Origin of the sequence: Pseudomonas sp. R4-34-07, assembly GCF_003852375.1 — a bacterium.
Lineage (GTDB): Bacteria > Pseudomonadota > Gammaproteobacteria > Pseudomonadales > Pseudomonadaceae > Aquipseudomonas.
Genome location: NZ_CP027760.1, coordinates 1,416,596 through 1,434,229, shown reverse-complemented (window position 1 = coordinate 1,434,229; position 17,634 = coordinate 1,416,596). Strand labels below are relative to the sequence as shown.

At 61.4% G+C, this 17,634-nt stretch carries 15 protein-coding genes; 7 read left to right on the top strand and 8 right to left on the bottom strand.

Translation table 11 applies throughout. From position 1 onward, the window contains the following. Nucleotides 1–84: 84 nt before the first annotated feature. Entirely contained in the window at nucleotides 85–1,179 is a 1,095-nt protein-coding gene (locus tag C4J85_RS06445) for a PLP-dependent cysteine synthase family protein (protein WP_124409251.1), read from the bottom strand. 217 nt (nucleotides 1,180–1,396) lie between these two features. On the opposite strand from C4J85_RS06445, the gene nhaA reads away from it, so the two are divergent. Continuing rightward, nucleotides 1,397–2,581: a Na+/H+ antiporter NhaA gene (gene nhaA / locus C4J85_RS06440; protein WP_124409250.1), complete on the top strand. Its 1,185-nt coding sequence runs from the start codon at nucleotides 1,397–1,399 to the stop codon at nucleotides 2,579–2,581. A gap of 481 nt (nucleotides 2,582–3,062) precedes the next feature. On the opposite strand, the gene C4J85_RS06435 is transcribed toward nhaA, so the two are convergent. The 6 genes from C4J85_RS06435 to dinG form a co-directional block, all read right to left on the bottom strand. Next, nucleotides 3,063–3,527: a glycine zipper 2TM domain-containing protein gene (locus C4J85_RS06435; RefSeq protein WP_065886131.1), complete on the bottom strand. Its 465-nt coding sequence runs from the start codon at nucleotides 3,525–3,527 to the stop codon at nucleotides 3,063–3,065. 256 nt (nucleotides 3,528–3,783) lie between these two features. Next, nucleotides 3,784–4,431 (bottom strand): pyridoxamine 5'-phosphate oxidase, encoded by a 648-nt coding sequence (pdxH, locus tag C4J85_RS06430; protein WP_124361646.1) that lies wholly within the window; start codon nucleotides 4,429–4,431, stop codon nucleotides 3,784–3,786. A gap of 27 nt (nucleotides 4,432–4,458) precedes the next feature. After that, nucleotides 4,459–5,613 carry an OmpA family protein gene (locus C4J85_RS06425; RefSeq protein WP_124409249.1) on the bottom strand — a complete coding sequence of 385 codons (1,155 nt, stop codon included), beginning with the start codon at nucleotides 5,611–5,613 and terminating at the stop codon, nucleotides 4,459–4,461. Nucleotides 5,614–5,756: 143 nt separating this feature from the next. Further along, nucleotides 5,757–6,902: a serine hydrolase domain-containing protein gene (locus tag C4J85_RS06420; RefSeq protein ID WP_124408597.1), complete on the bottom strand. Its 1,146-nt coding sequence runs from the start codon at nucleotides 6,900–6,902 to the stop codon at nucleotides 5,757–5,759. 82 nt (nucleotides 6,903–6,984) lie between these two features. Beyond that, nucleotides 6,985–9,294 carry a beta-galactosidase gene (locus tag C4J85_RS06415; RefSeq protein ID WP_124409248.1) on the bottom strand — a complete coding sequence of 770 codons (2,310 nt, stop codon included), beginning with the start codon at nucleotides 9,292–9,294 and terminating at the stop codon, nucleotides 6,985–6,987. An 89-nt stretch (nucleotides 9,295–9,383) separates the two neighbouring features. Then, the gene (gene dinG, locus C4J85_RS06410; protein ID WP_124409247.1) at nucleotides 9,384–11,528 is read right to left on the bottom strand and encodes an ATP-dependent DNA helicase DinG; all 2,145 of its coding nucleotides are present in this window, start codon (nucleotides 11,526–11,528) and stop codon (nucleotides 9,384–9,386) included. Between the two features lie 99 nt (nucleotides 11,529–11,627). Here dinG and C4J85_RS06405 point away from each other — a divergent pair, with 99 nt between their 5' ends. After that, nucleotides 11,628–12,092, top strand: a complete 465-nt coding sequence (locus C4J85_RS06405) for a CopD family protein (protein WP_124409246.1) — start codon at nucleotides 11,628–11,630, stop codon at nucleotides 12,090–12,092. Between the two features lie 79 nt (nucleotides 12,093–12,171). Here the strand turns inward: C4J85_RS06405 and C4J85_RS06400 are convergent, their stop codons facing one another. Beyond that, nucleotides 12,172–12,930 (bottom strand): collagen-like protein, encoded by a 759-nt coding sequence (locus tag C4J85_RS06400; protein WP_124409245.1) that lies wholly within the window; start codon nucleotides 12,928–12,930, stop codon nucleotides 12,172–12,174. A gap of 187 nt (nucleotides 12,931–13,117) precedes the next feature. Between C4J85_RS06400 and C4J85_RS06395 the strand changes: the two genes are divergently transcribed. The 5 genes from C4J85_RS06395 to C4J85_RS06375 all read left to right on the top strand — a co-directional run bounded on the left by C4J85_RS06395 (nucleotide 13,118) and on the right by C4J85_RS06375 (nucleotide 17,474). Further along, nucleotides 13,118–13,615, top strand: a complete 498-nt coding sequence (locus C4J85_RS06395) for a DUF6231 family protein (RefSeq protein WP_124409244.1) — start codon at nucleotides 13,118–13,120, stop codon at nucleotides 13,613–13,615. A gap of 4 nt (nucleotides 13,616–13,619) precedes the next feature. Beyond that, nucleotides 13,620–14,090: a YchJ family protein gene (locus C4J85_RS06390; protein WP_124406477.1), complete on the top strand. Its 471-nt coding sequence runs from the start codon at nucleotides 13,620–13,622 to the stop codon at nucleotides 14,088–14,090. 22 nt (nucleotides 14,091–14,112) lie between these two features. After that, nucleotides 14,113–14,595 (top strand): LEA type 2 family protein, encoded by a 483-nt coding sequence (locus C4J85_RS06385; protein WP_124409243.1) that lies wholly within the window; start codon nucleotides 14,113–14,115, stop codon nucleotides 14,593–14,595. Then, nucleotides 14,592–14,810: an SEC-C metal-binding domain-containing protein gene (locus C4J85_RS06380; protein WP_124369900.1), complete on the top strand. Its 219-nt coding sequence runs from the start codon at nucleotides 14,592–14,594 to the stop codon at nucleotides 14,808–14,810. Before C4J85_RS06385 ends, C4J85_RS06380 begins: the two co-directional genes overlap by 4 nt. Before the next feature lie 222 nt (nucleotides 14,811–15,032). Beyond that, the gene (locus C4J85_RS06375) at nucleotides 15,033–17,474 is read left to right on the top strand and encodes a penicillin acylase family protein (protein WP_124409242.1); all 2,442 of its coding nucleotides are present in this window, start codon (nucleotides 15,033–15,035) and stop codon (nucleotides 17,472–17,474) included. The last annotated feature ends 160 nt before the right edge of the window (nucleotides 17,475–17,634 follow it).

The window sequence follows — 17,634 nt, the reverse complement described above, 5'->3', positions numbered from 1 at the left end:
GATAGCAGTCGTTCAGTCGGAGCATCTTTGACTGATACACCGCAATCGGGGGCAAGCCCCCTCCCACATTTGGTTTGCGGTATATCAGATATTGGCGCGCAGGACAGTGTCGGGTAGCGCATCACCGCGTTCGACACTTGCTGCGACTGCGGCGATCAGGCCCTCCAACTCATAGCCCTGCGCCGCCAGCCACGCCTGATCATAGTAAGTCGTGGCATAGCGCTCGCCGCCATCACACAAGATCGCCACGATCGACCCCGACTCCCCCGCCGCTTTCATCTGCTGCGCAGCTACCAGAGCACCGATCAGGTTGGTCCCGCTGGAACCGCCCACGCGCCGCCCCAACCGCTCGGCCAGGTAATGCATGGCCGCCAGAGACAGCGCATCCGGCACCTTGACCATCGCATCGATCACAGCGGGCAAAAACGAGGCTTCGACCCGTGGCCGGCCAATCCCTTCGATCCGTGAGCCGCAGTCCAGACGCAGGCTGGCGTCGCCGCTCAGGTAATAATCGAAAAACACCGAACGTTCGGCATCGGCACATAGCACTCGCGTGCAATGCTGGCGATAACGCACATAGCGCCCCAGGGTCGCGGTAGTGCCGCCAGTTCCGGGGCTGGAAATCAGCCAGCTCGGCTCCGGGTGCTGCTCGAAACGCAATTGCTGGAAGATCGACTCGGCGATGTTGTTGTTCGCGCGCCAGTCGGTGGCGCGCTCGGCGTAGGTGAACTGGTCCATGAAGTGGCCGCCGCTTTCCTGGGCCAAACGTTCGGATTCGGCGTAGATCTGCGTGGGATCCTGCACCAGATGGCTCTTGCCACCATAAAAGGCGATTTGGGCGATCTTCTCCTGGGAAGTGGTGGCGGGCATCACGGCGATAAACGGCAGGCCGAGCAGGCGCGCAAAATAGGCTTCGGAGATCGCCGTCGAACCGCTGGAGGCCTCGATCACGGGGGCGTGCGGCTTCAGCCAGCCATTGCACAACGCGTACAGGAACAGCGAGCGCGCCAGCCGATGTTTCAGGCTGCCGGTCGGGTGGCTGGATTCGTCCTTGAAATACAACTCGATACCCGGCAAACCCGGCAATGGCAAAGGGATCAGATGGGTGTCTGCGCTGCGCTGGAAATCCGCTTCAATGATACGAATGGCTTCGCGGGCCCAGGGACGGTGATCGCTCATGAGGAGGTTTCTCTAAGAATTTCAGCCCCGATATTAGGGGGTTTCCTACACTGCACACAGATACAGTGAGGACTCAATTGGACACACAATTGCTAGGCTTTGAAACAAGGCCCGCTCTGACCAACGCTTATAACAAATAAGAATATAACTTTTGTTTTAACAACTAACGGTACGGGTTAGGGTACCCACCTATTGAACCTGGATTGGAGAGCATCCCTTGCCTCTGCGAAGCACTTTCACCCGTTTTTTCCAGCTGGAAGCCGCCAGCGGTCTGTTGTTGATTGCTGCTGCCGCGTTGGCGCTGATTATCAACAACTCACCTTTGTCGCACCTGTATGGCGCCTTTCTCGACACTCCGGTGGTGGCACAGGTTGGCGCGCTGCAAATCGCCAAGCCCGCCTTGCTATGGATCAACGACGGCCTGATGGCCCTGTTCTTCCTGCTGATCGGCCTCGAAGTCAAACGCGAGCTGCTCGATGGGCACCTGTCCAAACCGTCCCAGGTCGTACTACCCGGCGCAGCGGCTATCGGCGGCATGGTCGTCCCCGCGCTCATCTACTGGGCGTTGAACAAGGACAACCCTGCAGCACTCGCCGGCTGGGCGATCCCGATGGCCACGGATATCGCCTTTGCGCTCGGCGTCCTGGCGCTGCTGGGCAAGCGCGTGCCGGTGTCGCTGAAACTGTTCCTGATGACCCTGGCAATCATTGACGACCTGGGTGCCATTATCGTCATTGCGCTGTTCTATTCCGCCGACCTGTCCGGCGCGTCCCTGGCGGGCGCAGCGGCCTGCCTGATCGCCCTGATCGCGATGAACCGCCTGGGGGTGGTCAAGCTCGGGCCGTACATGATTATCGGCCTGATCCTGTGGGTGTGCGTGCTCAAGAGCGGCGTCCACGCCACCCTGGCCGGGGTAACCCTGGCGTTCTGCATTCCACTGCGCACCAAAAATGCCGAAACCTCGCCCTTGCTGACCCTGGAGCATGCGCTGCACCCGTGGGTGGCCTACGCCATCCTGCCGCTGTTCGCGTTCGCCAACGCGGGGGTGTCCCTCACCGGCGTCAGCCTTGAGAGTTTCACCCACCACGTGCCCATGGGCATCGCCGCCGGCCTGTTGATCGGCAAGACCATCGGTGTGTTCGGCCTTACCTGGCTGGCCATCAAGACCGGCATCGCCTCACTGCCCAGCGGTGCGAACTGGGGCCAGGTGCTGGGCGTGGCGATCCTGTGCGGCATCGGCTTTACCATGAGCCTGTTTGTCGGCTCACTGGCATTTGTACCGGAAGTCAGCGAGTTCGCCGGAGAAGATCGCATGGGGATTCTGACCGGGTCGATAATTGCGGCGTGTATTGGTTATGCGGTGACGGCGATGGCGAGTCGCAAGAAAGCCGTTATTTCATAGTTGAGGTGACATCCAAACACCAAAAAGCCGCCTCGACCTGAATCGAGGCGGCTCCACTTCTCAGACCTTACAGGTCATCAAAGCTGTCCCGCAGGAATACCCATACGTGATAAAAACGCAGGGCATTCACTAAGAACGGCGTCGATACTAGCTGAGCGGCCCGTCGAAGGTGTGACCAAGCACAGAATGACTCGTAATATTTATTGCCATTTTTTTCTGACAAAAAAAGTATCAGAAGCGATAGTTCCTCTTAGAGCTGCATCTTGCGTGAAGCATCAACCGACAGTAGTATTCCGACATGTCATTGCGTTCTGTGAGCATGCAAGCCAAGCTTCATAATGGCCTTGCGATAAAAAACCGCCCTACTAAGGCGGTTTTTTATTGCCTGCAACTTATGCGTTTTTAAAAAGATCAGGCCCACAGGCAAAAAACCCCAACCAGTCACCCGGTTGGGGTTTTTCTTTACTTGTTGCTTACGCTTTTAGCGAGTAACGCGGCTGGTGCCGTCGACCGTCATGATGCGCACACGGTCGCCAATTCGGAAAATTTCATTTTCCTGCACGGCTTGTACGTAGGAACGCATGCTGCCGTCGTCTTCACGAACGGTGATTTCCACGCCCTGGGTACGGGTCAGGCCTTCTTCGGTGGCCGAGCCCAGCAGGCCACCGGCTACCGCGCCGATCACAGCGGTAACGATGCTGCCACGGCCGCCGCCGATGGCGCTGCCGCCAACGCCGCCGATGACCGCACCCGCAGCACCGCCGATTGGGGTCTTGGTGCCTTCGATCTTGACCGGACGCAGGGATTCGATGGTACCCATGCGGACGGTCTGTACACGACGCGCCTCGTCACGGGAGTACGAGTCGCCGGTCAGACTCGAGGCGCAGCCACCCAACAGCAATGACAGGGTGGTAAAGCAGGCAACTAGTAAAACGGACTTACGCATAGCATCAACTCCAAAGGACAGGTATTCATTAAACGCTGCAGCCTGGCGCCTGTCACGGCGAGCCAGGCAGAAAAGTGCTTTCATTCAGCCTGAGTACAGGCTGTCGGCACCACACAGCTCGACGAACGGTAGCTTAACCAAAACATGCCATAGCGTGGTTAGTCAGTGTAGCCATACAGCCGAAAACGCCGAAGTCTCCTGCATAAAGACTTCGGCGCAAAGGGCATGATTCAAATTAGATGACGAAAGGGGACGCTCAGGGCGCCAGACGCTCGCGCGTCCATTGGCCCGCTTGCAGCCGATAGTTGAGACGGTCATGCAGGCGGCTGGCGCGGCCTTGCCAGAACTCGATGCGCTCGGGCAACAAGCGATAACCCCCCCAATGCTCGGGGCAGTCGGGCTGGGTGTCGCTGAAACGCTGTTCGGTCGCCTTGAGCAGCGCCTGCAGTTCTTCGCGATCACCAATGACCTTGCTCTGCGGCGATGCCCACGCCCCGAGGCGGCTGCCCAGAGGTCGTACCTGATAATACGCATCCGATTCTTCAGGCGTGACCTTGACCACGCGACCTTCAATGCGCACCTGGCGCTCTAGGGTCGGCCAGAAAAAGGTCATTGCCGCGAATGGCCGCGCCGCCAGTTGTTCACCCTTGGCGCTCTGATAGTTGGTAAAGAAGGTAAAGCCCTGCGCATCCAGGCCCTTGAGCAACAAGATGCGACAGTGCGGTCGACCCTCCTGGTCGACCGTGGCCAGGGTCATGGCATTGGCCTCCACCGGTGCCTGCTCGGTTTTCACCGCATCGGCGAACCATTGGTGGAACAAGGCAAACGGCTCGTCCGGGGCCTGGGCCTCGCTCAAACCGTCCCGTGTGTAGTCACGGCGCATATCGGCCAGTGCCTGGGTCATGCGGCGTTATCCTTCTGGTTCAACGGATCAGTTTTTCGCCTGGTCGTTACTCGCCGGTGCAGCAGCCTTGGCCTTGGCCGGAGCGGGTTTCTTCGCAGCCGGTTTGGCCGGGGCTTTTTTTGCGGCTTTAGCAGCTGGCTTGGCGGCGGCCTTCTTGGCTGGCGCTTTCTTCGCAGGGGCTTTTACCGCCGGGGCCGGTGCGGGAACATCCTGCACGGCAACCATTTCCGCCACAGGCGGGGTCTTGCCCGAGTTGTACTTGTTCAGCAGCGCCAACATAGTTGTACGCTGAGTGAACATGATTTCCATGCGACGATTCAGCGCACGGCCCTGGGAACTGTCGTTGGCAGCGCGTGGCATCAGGTCGCCCATGCCACGCAGCATCAGGCGATCCTGCTTCAAACCGCTGAGGCTGAAAATCGAGGCAATCGACTGCGCACGTTCTTTGCTCAGCGCCTGGCTGGCCGGCGCGCTACCGGTGGCATCCACGTGGCCCAGCACCAGTACGGCGGTCTTTGGATCCGCTTCGACGGCCTTGGCGACGCGAGTGAACGGGCCCAGGGTCACCGGCAGCAGCATCGCTGGACGTTTCGGGTTGTAGGAGCCGTCCACCGGGGCAATCACTACCAGCACGTTGTCACGACGTTCCAATTGCAGGTTGCTGTCCTTGATGGCGGCACGCAGGCGCGGCTCGTAATCGTCCAACCAGGCCTGGGTGATTTTCGGATCAGGCATCGGCACGTTGGTCACATCGACCTTGGCCAGCGGCTTTGGCTTGGTGTCGAACGGCCACCACCAGTGGGCTTCGGTATCGGTCTTGGCCACGACCGGAGCACCGTCCGGAGCCGGGGTTGCGGCCTTGAGGTCAGCTTTCAGGTCGGCCTTGGCCTCGGCGGCCTTTTCGTCGGCGCTCTTGGTGGAGAAGGGCCACCAGCTGGAGCCTGTGTCAGCCTTGGCTGCCGGAGCAGGTGCTGCGGCAGCGGCAACAGGCGCGGCATCCTTGGCGCCGGCAGCGGGCTTGGCGTCCGGCTTGGCGTCGGTTTGGGTCACTGCGTCCTTGGTAGCCGCCTTATCAGACCCAAATGACCACCAGTGCCCACCTTCGGCATCATTCTGTGGTGTTTGTGCACAGCCGGTAATAGTGAGGCACAGCGCCAGTGCCAAGGACTTGTTCGATAACATGAGATATCCACAAAATGAGAAAAAACCAGGGGGGCCAGGTGCCCCGTTAAACCGACGCTTAAAGAACATTGAAGTTACATCATTGCGTTCAGCGTCTTCTTATACGTGTCTTTGTAACAAAAAATTGTGAAACAGCAAGGGGTTTATAGACAACCGGCCAATATTCCGACCAACTTCTGCGCACGTGGGTCCATAAGTACATAGGGCCCCAGGGTATTAGTCACGAAACCGAACGCTACATCATGCTCAGGGTCGGCAAACCCTACCGAGCCCCCTGCCCCGGGATGCCCAAAGGCGCGCGGGCCAAGGCCGAATGTCGCATTGGGCAACTGCGGTTGATCCAACATGCAACCCAGGCCGAAACGGGTTTGGGTCAATAAGGTTTTATCCGGGCCAATACTGTGTTCACGGGTCAATTGTTCGAGCATGTCGCTTTCCAGCAAACTACCGTCCAATAAACCGCTATAAAACCCGGCCAGGCTCCGTGCATTCCCGTGACCATTTGCCGCCGGTTGCTGCATACGCCGCCACTCGGGTTTATTAGTGCTGGTCAGAATAGACGGCGGGTTGGCAAATGCACGGGTAGTCATGGCCGTGGGTTCACGCATCATTACTTGAAGTAACCGTTGTGCCGCTGCATCGCCCATATTGCCTTTGCTGCGAGCTATATGGGCGACACGATAGAATTCTTCGTCCGCCAGGCCGACGTGAAAATCCAGCCCCAATGGCCGCGCCACCCGGGCCACGATGGACTCTCCAGGCCCGCGCCCGTCGGCACGGCGCAGCAGCTCGCCGACCAGCCAGCCATAGGTGATCGCCTCGTAGCCATGGCCTTGGCCGGGTGTCCACCACGGCGCTTCGGCCGCCAGGGTATCGACCATCAGTTGCCAGTCGTACAGGGCTTCGGCGGGCAGCATCTCGCGGATCGCCGGCAACCCGGCCTGGTGGCAGAGCAACTGGCGCAGGGTGACGGACTCCTTGCCCGCCGCCGCGAATTCCGGCCAGTACTCGGCCACGGGCGCGTCCAGCTTCAGCTTGCCTTCGGCCACCAGTTGCAGCGCAGCGACCGCAGTGAAGGTCTTGGTGCAAGAGAACAGGTTGACGATCGTGTCGCTGTGCCAGGCTTCGGCGCCGTCCTTGTCGGCGGTGCCGGCCCACAGGTCGACGACCGTCTCGCCGCCGACTTGGATGCAAAGTCCGGCGCCGCGCTCCTGAGGGTCATCGAACAATGCGGCGAACGCTTCACGTACCGCTTCGAACTGGAGCTCGTAATGACCCTGAATCTGCACCTGAGCGACCTCGAAAAACATCATGAAAAGTGGCCGACATTGTTCCAGCCATTAGGGGTTTTGTGAACCCATCAACGACGAATCAATGCCCATTTGCGGAGTGCCCGCCGGCGTGCCCGGCGCCCTGGCCTGCGTCTTTGCCGGCCTGGCCTGCCCGGCCGCCCTCGCTCTCGCGTGCCGCGCCGGCCGCCTTGGCTTTTTCGGCCGCTTTACCCAACTGCTCGACCGCCGCGAGATTGCTTTTGCGCACGCTGTCGACAAAGCCCTGAAAGGGCACGTCGGTAATGCCAACGAGGCCGAAGTGGCCGTTTTCACCGTCCAGCAAACGCCCGGTCACCGGCTGGTCCAGGTACTGGAACCAGTGCACGCCGACAATCGACGGCTCCGCCATGGCTTGCTTGAGGAAGGCCGCGTACGCCGCGCCACGCTCTTCTTCGGCGGCCAATTGGGTGACGCCGCCCCAGAACGGGCCACGGTCGGTCGAGCCAAAATTGAATTCGGTGATCAGTACCGGCTTGTCGAGTGCACGCAGGGCGGCGAAGTCATAACCATCCTGGGGCTTGAGGGTGTACATGTTGAAGCTCAGCACATCGCAGTACTGGGCACAGGCTGCCACGGCTTCGGGGGTGCTCACCGCATAACGCCCACCCAGCAGCAACTGGTTGGGCGCGTGCCATTTCAGCGAATCGGAGATGGTCTTGAAGTAGGCGTCGGCGAAGGTCTTCTGGAAATACTTGAAGTCAGCCTCGATTTCGGGATGCTCCGGGTTAGGCATCGGCGGCTCGAAGCCAGGGTCTTCCATCAGTTCCCAGCCGGCCAGGTGGATGCCCCAGGCTTTCGACAGACCTTCTTCATTGCGGTATTTGTCGCGCAGTTGCTTGAGGAAGGCACGCTTGGCCGGTACGTCGGTGGTCATGCGCAGGGTGCCGTAGGCCAGGGCGTAACGGGATTTTGCATCTTCGCCAGGGCCGGCCCAGGCCAGTTCGTTGTCGGCAAAGAAGCCGATCAGCCACGGGTCGTCGCGATGATCGCGAGCGGCAATGGCCACGGCGCGTTCAGTGGCCATGGCGAAACGTGGGTCGAACGGGTCGGGCATGCCGCCCCACCAGTCGGTGCCGGTGCTGATGCTGGCGTAGTCACCCACAATCGACAGCGGCAAGGTGTAGGGCACGCGGTCGGCCGTGGCCAGGTCCGGATCGCTCCAGTTGCCCACGGTGTTGAAGCCCCAGGCTTGCAGGCGATCGAGGGTGTGGCTCACCCAGCGCTTCTGGTCGAAACCGTCGGTGCCGGTTTCAGTGCCATAGGTGCGCTGCAGGTTGGCGCCATAAAAATCATACCAACGCCCTGCGCCAAAACCGCGCCCCTCGCCCGCGCCGTTGCCGGTGCGGTTATCGCCGCTGCCGTAGTACTTGTCGAAGGGCTCGCCGGCCTTGGGCAGCGCCGCAAACATCCACTCACGCCCGGCCACGTAGGTCTGGCTGTTGTCCGGGGCCACGGTGTTGACACCCAGCGAGTAGAACGGATGGCCTTGGGGTGTGACCAGATACCAGCGACCGTCGCGCTTTTCGGTGCGGAAGAAACCGCTGGCGTCGAACGCCGGGCCCTTGTTCCAGCCGCCGTATTGATCCAGGGACGACTTGTCACGCTCGGCAAGCCACACCTTCAGTTGTTGTTGCTCCTTGGCCGCCGCAGCCTTGAGCTGCTCGTCGTTGCTGACTTTTTCCGGCCAACGTGCGCGGGTGGACTGACCGTAAGCGTCCACCAGTTCGCTGTAGGCAGCTTTCATCACCGGCTCGCTGTCCTGCACGCCAAAGCGCTCCAGCAGGATGCTTTGGGCGGCATTCGGCTTGATCATCGACAGCGTCACCGACACCACCTGGCTGCGGTCGATTTCCCCGGCACTGGCGGCCAGCAACACACGCTGGCCGTCCACGGTCATGGGCATCGGCGGGCCGGCCTTCATGCCCTGGCTCAGCGGCGAGTGGGCTTGCAGCGGCACCAGCAAGGTCTGGGCGGGGCCGGCCGGCAGGTCGATGCGACTGACCAGGGTCTTGCCGTCGGCACTTTGTACTTTTACGTAGAGGGTCAACGCCCAGTTCATGGCGCTCTGGATACGCAGGCTCATGGCGCCCGACTGCGACCAGTCCCACACGCCCGTTTGCGGGCTGAGCACCAGGCTCGGCTCGGCCGCCGGGTTGAAGGTGATGCGGCGCAGCACCTCGCCTTCGGGGGTTTGTTCGGCGTTGTATTGCGGCAGGCTGGCGTCCTGGGTCGCCACCTTGACCACATCGGCGGGCCGGACGAAATTGAACAGGGTTTGTTGCCCGGCCGGCGCGGCCAACAGCGGCGCGGCGAACAGCAGGGCAAAAAGAGCAGGCAGCGTGCGAATCATACGAACAAGGTTCTCCCAAACGGCCGATGGCTGGCCTGATGACATACAGTGAGATAGACCACGCAGTGGACGAATTCGCCCACGGTGGCTTAAGAAATTTCGCGCCTGAACGGCGGCAAGGCATTCAGGATGGCCTTGCCATAGCGCTGGGTGACCAGGCGACGATCGAGCAAGGTGATGGTGCCCCGGTCCTGCTCGGTGCGCAGCAAGCGCCCGCAGGCCTGCACCAGTTTCAGGGAAGCATCGGGCACCGAGATTTCCATGAACGGGTTGCCGCCTCGGGCTTCGATCCATTCGGCCAGCGCGGCTTCAACCGGATCGTCCGGCACCGAGAATGGGATCTTGGCGATGACCACGTGTTCGCAATAGGCGCCGGGCAGGTCTACGCCTTCGGCAAAGCTCGCCAGGCCGAACAACACGCTGGAATCACCGCCATCGACCCGCGCCTTGTGCTTGTTCAAGGTTTCCTGCTTGGACAAGTTACCCTGGATAAACACCTGTTTACGCCAGTCGCGATCAAGGCCGTCAAACACGTCCTGCATCTGCTTGCGCGACGAAAACAGCACCAGGGTGCCCCGCGAGCCTTCCACCAATCCGGGCAGGTCGCGGATGATCGCCGCCGTGTGCGCCGGCGCGTCCCTTGGGTCGGCCTTGAGGTCGGGCACCCGCAGCACGCCGGCGTCGGCGTGGTGAAACGGGCTCGGCACCACCGCAGTGACGGCCTTTTTCGGCAGGCCGGCGCGCATGCGGAAGCGGTCGAAGGTGCCAAGGGCGGTCAGCGTGGCCGACGTCACCAGGCAGCCGTAGGCTACGTTCCACAGGTTGCGGCGCAGCATTTCGGCGGCAAGGATCGGGCTGGCATTAACCTCGATATCGAACAGCGCACCGCTTTCCGACAAGGTCAGCCAACGCGCCATGGGCGGGTTGTCTTCCGGGTCTTCGACGGTAAAGGCGGTCCACAACTCCCAGTTGCCCTGGGCGCGGGACAGCAGGCTACCGAACAGCGGGTACCACTCTTCGGCCTGGTTGCTGGCGATGCCGATATTGACCTCGCCATCCATGCCTTCCTTGAGCAAGTCCGTGAGACGGGTGAACAGGTCGGTCAGGCGTGAAAAGCCTTTCTTCAGTTCAATGCCCATTTCGCGCATATGCTCGGGAATCATCCCGCCAACAAACCGGTGACGCGGCCGCTCACGGCCTTCCACGTCTTCGCCGGGCTTGAAGTCGGCCACCTGCTCGCAGGCGCTGAACATGAACTGCTGCTGGGTCTTGATCTCCCGAGCCAGCTCGGGCACCTGTTCGATCAGCTTGCCCAGGTCACCGGGCAGCGGATGCTGGGCGAGCAGCTTGGCGAGGTTCTTGGCGGTGGTTTCCAGCCAGTCGGCGGTAGAGCGCAGGCGCGTGTAATGGGCGAAGTGGCCGATGGCCTTGTCCGGCAGGTGATGGCCTTCGTCGAACACGTACAGGGTGTCGCGCGGGTCCGGCAATACGGCGCCGCCGCCCAGGGCCAGGTCGGCCAGCACCATGTCGTGGTTGGTGACGATCACGTCGACCTTGCCCATGCCTTCGCGGGCCTTGTAGAAGGCGCACTGGCCGAAGTTGGGGCAATGGCGGTTGGTGCACTGGCTGTGGTCGGTGGTCAGGCGCGCCCAGTCGGAATCCTCCAGGGCGGTGGGCCAGCTGTCGCGATCACCGTCCCATTTATTGCCGGCGAGTTTCTCGATCATGCTGGTGAACAGCTTCTGGCTGGCCTCATCGACCTCGATCTTGAAGCCTTCTTCTTCGAACAGCGAGGCCGTGGCGGTCTGCGCGTGGCCTTCCTGCAGCAACACATCGAGCTTGGACAGGCACATGTAGCGGCCACGCCCCTTGGCGAGGGCAAAGGTAAAACTCAAGCCGCTATTGCGCATCAGGTCAGGCAGGTCTTTGTAGACAATCTGCTCCTGCAGTGCGACGGTCGCCGTAGCGATCACCAGGCGCTTGCCTGCGGCCTTGGCGGTGGGGATCGCAGCCAGGCTGTAGGCCACGGTCTTGCCGGTGCCGGTGCCGGCCTCGACGGCCACGACCGCCGGTTCGCCCGCACGGCGGCCCTCGTCGTCAGTGTCGATATCCCCGAGGACTTTCGCCACTTCGGCGATCATCAGGCGTTGGCCGTAGCGCGGTTTCAAGCTCTTGGCTTCGAGAAAACGCGTATAGGCGCCCTGGATCGTAGTTTTGAGTTCAGTGCTGATCATGGATAGTCGGGCGCAAAAAACGCTGGATAAATTTTCAGTGGTTCGGATCGGCCGCTATCATACCCCGCTAATTAATCCCGCGCAGAACGGAGTACCACAATGACCGCGTTTAGCCTCGCTTACACCCTGCATGTATTGGCCGCCCTGATCTGGGTCGGCGGTATGTTTTTCGCCTGGATGATCCTGCGCCCCGCCGCCATGGCGGCCCTTGAGGGCCCTGCCCGGCTGAAGCTGTGGGCAAATGTGTTTCAACGTTTTTTTGTATGGGTGTGGGTGGCGGTGCTGATTTTGCCGATCAGCGGCGTCGGCCTGTTGCACCTGCGCTTCAACGGCTTTGACACCGCACCGCGTTATGTACAGGTGATGATGGGCTTGTACCTGGTGATGACGGCGCTGTTTATTCGCATCCAGGCGTTGAAGTTTCCGGCGCTGAAGACGGCGGTGGCGGCCGAGGACTGGCCGGCGGGCGCGGCTGCATTGGGGCAGATTCGCAAACTGGTGGGCGTTAACTTGATTGTGGGGCTGGTGGTGGTGGCGATTGCTTCGGCTCGGCCGATGTTCTAAGCACAGCGCCAAGCTTCAAGCCTGAAGCTGCAAGCTTTGAACTTGCAGCTTTAAACTTGAAGCTTGAAGCTACGGCGCTTCAGAGCCGTTGAATGGTCACAGTCCCCGCAGGCCCAGCCGGCCCCGGCTGCCCTTCCAACCCAGGCCGGCCTTTGTCGCCGCCATCGGCGCGGTACACCAGGCAGCCCTTGGACTGCCCGCCCTTGCCAGGTTTGCCCGCTACACCGGCCAAACCACCGGCGCCGCCGTCCACCAAGACCTTGATCTTGTCGCCAGGGAAATCCTGGGGCAGCTCAATACGCACCGCCGCACCCGACGCCCCCGGCAACCCATCGCCGCCGTTATCGCCATTGAACCCGCGCCCGGCTGAACCCCAGGTGCAACCCGGGTCGACGCCATTGGCGCCATCCAGCCCCGCATACCCTTGGGCACCGGCGCCACCACGGGCATCCACCGACAGTTCTTCAGCCGTCAGCGAATCAATGCGCAAGGTCAGGTCACGCCCGGCTTTGGCCGGTTTTTCATGAGTGCCGGGTGCGCCTCGGGAAGTGATCTGGCTGCCGTGCTCCAGTTGCGCCTGGCGCACCTGCAACTGCAGCGCGGTATTGCCGGGGACAATCGCGATGCGGGCGTCACGCCCCAGATGCAGTTCTTCCACCGCGATCTGACTGATGGTGGCCGGAATCAGCAGGGTGCCGTAGTCCGCCACGTCCAGGCGCTCCAGTTGCAACACGCTGGTGCTGCTGGGCAGGCGCATCAACGAGTTGGTTTCGACACTGACACTCTGGGCCAGGGCAACGGGGCTGACCAACAGGGCCAGCAGAAAAACCTTACGCATCATGGGGCTCCCGAGTGTTTTCAAATTTTTCTTTGGACGCACAGTAACGACTTCTGCAGGCGCTTTGCCAGTGAAGGATCAAAAAACTTCGCACGCAACGACTCAAGTGCCGGCGGTATTACCCTGATGCTCTAGGCCCGCACGCCCAGGCGCGCTAGTCTCTACGGTCCTGATGTGAGGATCTGCGATGACCGCTGGAATTTCTGCCCGTACGCCCCAGCAAGCGTTGGCTGCGCTGTTGGACCTGCACGCTCCCAAACGCCTGCTGCTGTTGGGCGCCAGCCACTTCCCGGCACTGGATGCGTTTAAAACGGCGCACCCCGATGTGCATGTCAGCGTCGCGCAACCCGGGCCACTGCCTGCCGACCTGGCGGCGCAGCGTTTTGACCTGGCGCTGGTGGTCGATTGCCTTGAACACCTGCCCAAACCCCAGGGTCTGAGGTTATTGGGTGGTATCCGTAACCTCAATGCCAGTCGCATCGCGGTGCTGGTGGACATGGATGCCTGCGCCTGGAAGGACACCGACTTTTTCTCCCTGGCGTTGCAAGCCGGTGAGCGTTTCCAGCGTGATGAGCAAGTGCTGACGCTGTTTACCTACGATCTGCTTGACTATAAACAAGTGCCGGACTGGCTCAACGCCCGCTTCTGGGCCAATCCGGAAAATTTTGGAAAGTATTGGTGGTAACACGATGAGTACATCCATTTGCCCCTGCGGCAGTGGCAATCTGCTGGACGCCTGCTGCGGCCATTACCACGCCGGCCACCCGGCACCCTCTGCCGAGGCGCTGATGCGTTCGCGTTACAGCGCCTACGTGTTGGGACTGGTGGACTATCTGGTGAGCACCACCCTGCCGGCGCAGCAAGCGGGCCTCGATCGCAACGCGATTGCCGCCTGGAGCGCTCAAAGCACCTGGCTCGGCCTTGAGGTGGAAAGCTCAGAAGTGTTCGGCGGCCAGCCGGAGCACGCCTTTGTCACCTTCACGGCGCGCTGGCACGACAGTGCTGGTGAACACAGCCACCGTGAACGCTCTTCTTTCGTACAGAACGAGGGGCACTGGTACTTCATCGATCCGACGGTGGAGGTGAAGGCCGCGCGTAATGATGTATGTTTGTGTGGCAGCGGACAGAAATTCAAGAAGTGCTGTTCCAGCTACTTTTAACGACCTGACAGGGATAACGCCAATGCACCGCACCTTCAGCTTGATGCTGGCGTTAACCCTGGGCCTTACCGGCTGCGCCTCGTGGTTCGAAGACGATTCGCCGCCGCCCCACGTCTCCCTGGTGAATGTCGAAGTGGTGCGGGCCAAACTGCTGGAGCAGAAGTTCAAGCTCTACTTTCGCGTGGACAACCGCGACGACGCTGACCTGACCGTGCGTGGCCTGATCTACAAGGTCACCCTTGGCGATCTGGTGCTGACCGAAGGTGAGTCCAACGAATGGCTGACCGTGCCGCCGCGCAGTCATAAATTCTTCCGGGTGTCGGTGCGCACCAACCTGTGGCCACGCATACGCGATGTAGTGCAGATGCTGAAGAATCCCGACCGCCCCGTGCCCTATCGCCTGGAAGGCGAGCTGAAAACCGGATTATTCATCGGTAATGACGTGCAGGTGGCCCACAATGGCGAGATAATCCCCGGCGATTTTATTCCGGAGCGACATCGATGACTCAGCAACCCCATGTCCATGGTCCTGACTGCAACCACGATCATGCTCACGATCACGGTCACGATCACCATGATCACGACCACGGCCATGTCCACGGCCCGAACTGCGGCCACGCTCACCAGGAGCCGGTGCGCAACGCCTTGAAAGATGTTGGTCGCAATGACCCTTGCCCCTGCGGCAGCGAGAAAAAATTCAAGAAGTGCCACGGCGCTTAAGCCACCCAATATCCAATGTGGGAGGGGGCTTGCTCCCGATAGCGGTGTGCCAGTTGACATAGGCATCGACTGGATGACCGCTATCGGGAGCAAGCCCCCTCCCACATTGATTTGCGCATAAGCCTGAGTACTCACGTAATTACAAAACTCCCGCTTGCGTCGTTTCGCCGCGCTCACTAACGTAGCGCCTTTAATGACGCTACCCCCCGCAGGAGCTTTGCCATGGCCTCGCCAGCCCTTACACATTTTCTTCCCCGGTTCGGCGTTGCCGCGGCAGTGGCCAGTGCGTTAAGCCTGGCCGGTTGCCAGCTCCAGAGCACCCAGGACACCCTGCCCCCCATGGCCGGCGTACAGCCGATCAAGGGCCTGGCGCAAAACGTGTCGATACGCCGCAACGCCCAGGGCATGCCGCTGATTGAGAGCAACACTTTCCACGACGCGCTGTTCAGCCTCGGCTATGTACACGCCAGCGACCGGATCACCCAAATGGTCACCCTGCGGCTGCTGGCCCAGGGCCGTCTGGCGGAAATGTCCGGCCCTGAGGTACTCGATGTCGACCGCTTCATGCGCGCGGTCAACCTTAAAAAGAGCGCCGGCGAGCTGTACAACGCCTCATCGCCACGGCTCAAGCGGTTCTTTGAAGTCTACGCACGGGGCGTTAACGCCTACCTGTTCCGCTACCGCGACAAGCTGCCGACAGACCTGGCCCAGACCGGCTACAAGCCCGAGTACTGGAAACCGGAAGATTCGGCGCTGCTGTTCTGCCTGCTGAATTTCAGCGAGTCGAGCAACCTGCAGGAAGAAATTTCGTCGCTGGTGCTGGCGCAGAAAGTCGGTGTCGACAAGCTCGCCTGGCTTATCCCAAGCGCGCCGGACGAGGCCATCCCGCTGGCCGAAGCCGATAAGCTCAAGGGCGTGAACCTGAGCCAGATCACTGGCCTCGCCGGGTTGGACACGGTCAGCCAGCAACTCAACAGCCTCAATGCCCTGGGCGTGACCACGTCCAGCAACTGGGCCATCGGACCGCAACGCAGCCGCAGCGGCAAAAGCCTGCTGGCCAACGACCTCGCCGCCCAGCCGCAAGCGCCGTCACCGTGGAGCTATGTGCAGATCCGTGCCCCGAAATATCAGGCGGCCGGCGCGTCGATTGCCGGCCTGCCGACCCTGCTGTCGGGCTTCAACGGCAAGGTCGCGTGGAGCATGAGCGCGGTCAAGGGCGATACCCAGGACCTGTTCCTGGAGAAGGTCAAACGCCAGGGCAGCGCGTTGTACTACGAGAACAACGGAAAATGGCTACCGGCCGGTGTGCGTAACGAGACCTTCTTCATCAAAGGTCAACGCTCGGTTCACGACGTGGTGTACGAAACCCGCCACGGCGCCTTGCTCAACAGCAGCCAGGCCCTCACCAGTGGTTATGGCCTGGCCCTGCAAACCGCCGATTTGAAGGACGACAAGAGCCTGGATGCGTTCTTCGACCTGTCCCGCGCGCAAAACGCCGGTAAGGCCTCGGACGCCACCCGCGAAATTCGCGCCATTGCGTTGAACATGATCTTCGCCGACGCCAGCAACATCGGCTGGCAAGTCACCGGCCGCTTCCCCAACCGCCGCGAAGGCGAAGGCCTGCTGCCCTCGCCGGGCTGGGATACGCGCTTTGACTGGGACGGTTACGCCGACGCCATGCTGCATCCCTATGACCAGGACCCGGCGCAAGGCTGGATCGGCACCGCCAACCAGCGCACCGCCCCGCGTGGCTATGGCATGCAGCTGTCCAATTCCTGGGATGCGCCGGAGCGCAGCGAGCGCCTGGCGCAACTGGCCAATGCTGGCAAGCATGACAGCCGCAGTCTGATCGCCATGCAATACGACCAGACCACCCTCTTTGCCGCCAAACTCAAAGGCATGTTCCAGGCGCCGGGCATGGCTCAGCCGCTGAAACAGGCAATCGATGCGCTGCCTGCGGCCGAACAGGCCAAGGCGCGCGAAGCACTGGGCCGCCTGATGGCCTTCGATGGTCGCCTTGCGCCAACGTCCGCCGACGCGGCGCTCTACGAGCTGTTCCTGCAAGAGAGCGCCAGACAGATCTTCCTCGACAAACTCGGTCCGGAGCAGAGCGCCAGCTGGAAAGCCTTTGTCAGCAACGCCAGCCTGTCCTACTCAGCCACCGCAGACCATTTGCTGGGCCGTGAAGACAGCCCGCTGTGGGATGACACGCGCACGCCGCACAAAGAAGACAAGCCGGCGATCCTCGCACGCACCCTGGCCGCCACGATCAGCACCGGCGACAGTCTGCTGGGCGCTGATCACAAGGCCTGGCAATGGGGCAAGCTGCACACCACCACCTGGAAAACCACCAGCGGCCAGGTGATCCGTGGCCCGTTGGCCAGTGGTGGCGACCACAACACCCTGAACCCGGCACCGTACCGCTGGGGGCAGGACTTCAATGCGGCCCAGACGTCGGCGTTGCGCATGATTGTCGACTTCGGCCAGCCGGAACCGATGATGGGCCAGGGCGGCACCGGCCAGTCCGGCAACCCGGCCAGCCCGAACTATGCCAACGGCATCGACCCGTCGCTCAAGGCGCAATACCTGAGCTTCCCGATGCAGCCGCAGAATTTTGACAAGGTGTATGGCAAGACCCGGTTGACCCTGACACCCGGCAAGTAACCCGGCGCTCTGATCGTTCCCACGCTCTGCGTGGGAATGCCTTTTGCGACGCTCCGCGTCGCGCGAACCGAGCCGAGTTTCAGCTACCGTGCACAGGTGACGCAGAGCGTCACGGGTTGCATTCCCACGCGGGAGCGTGGGAACGATCCTTGATAGCAGT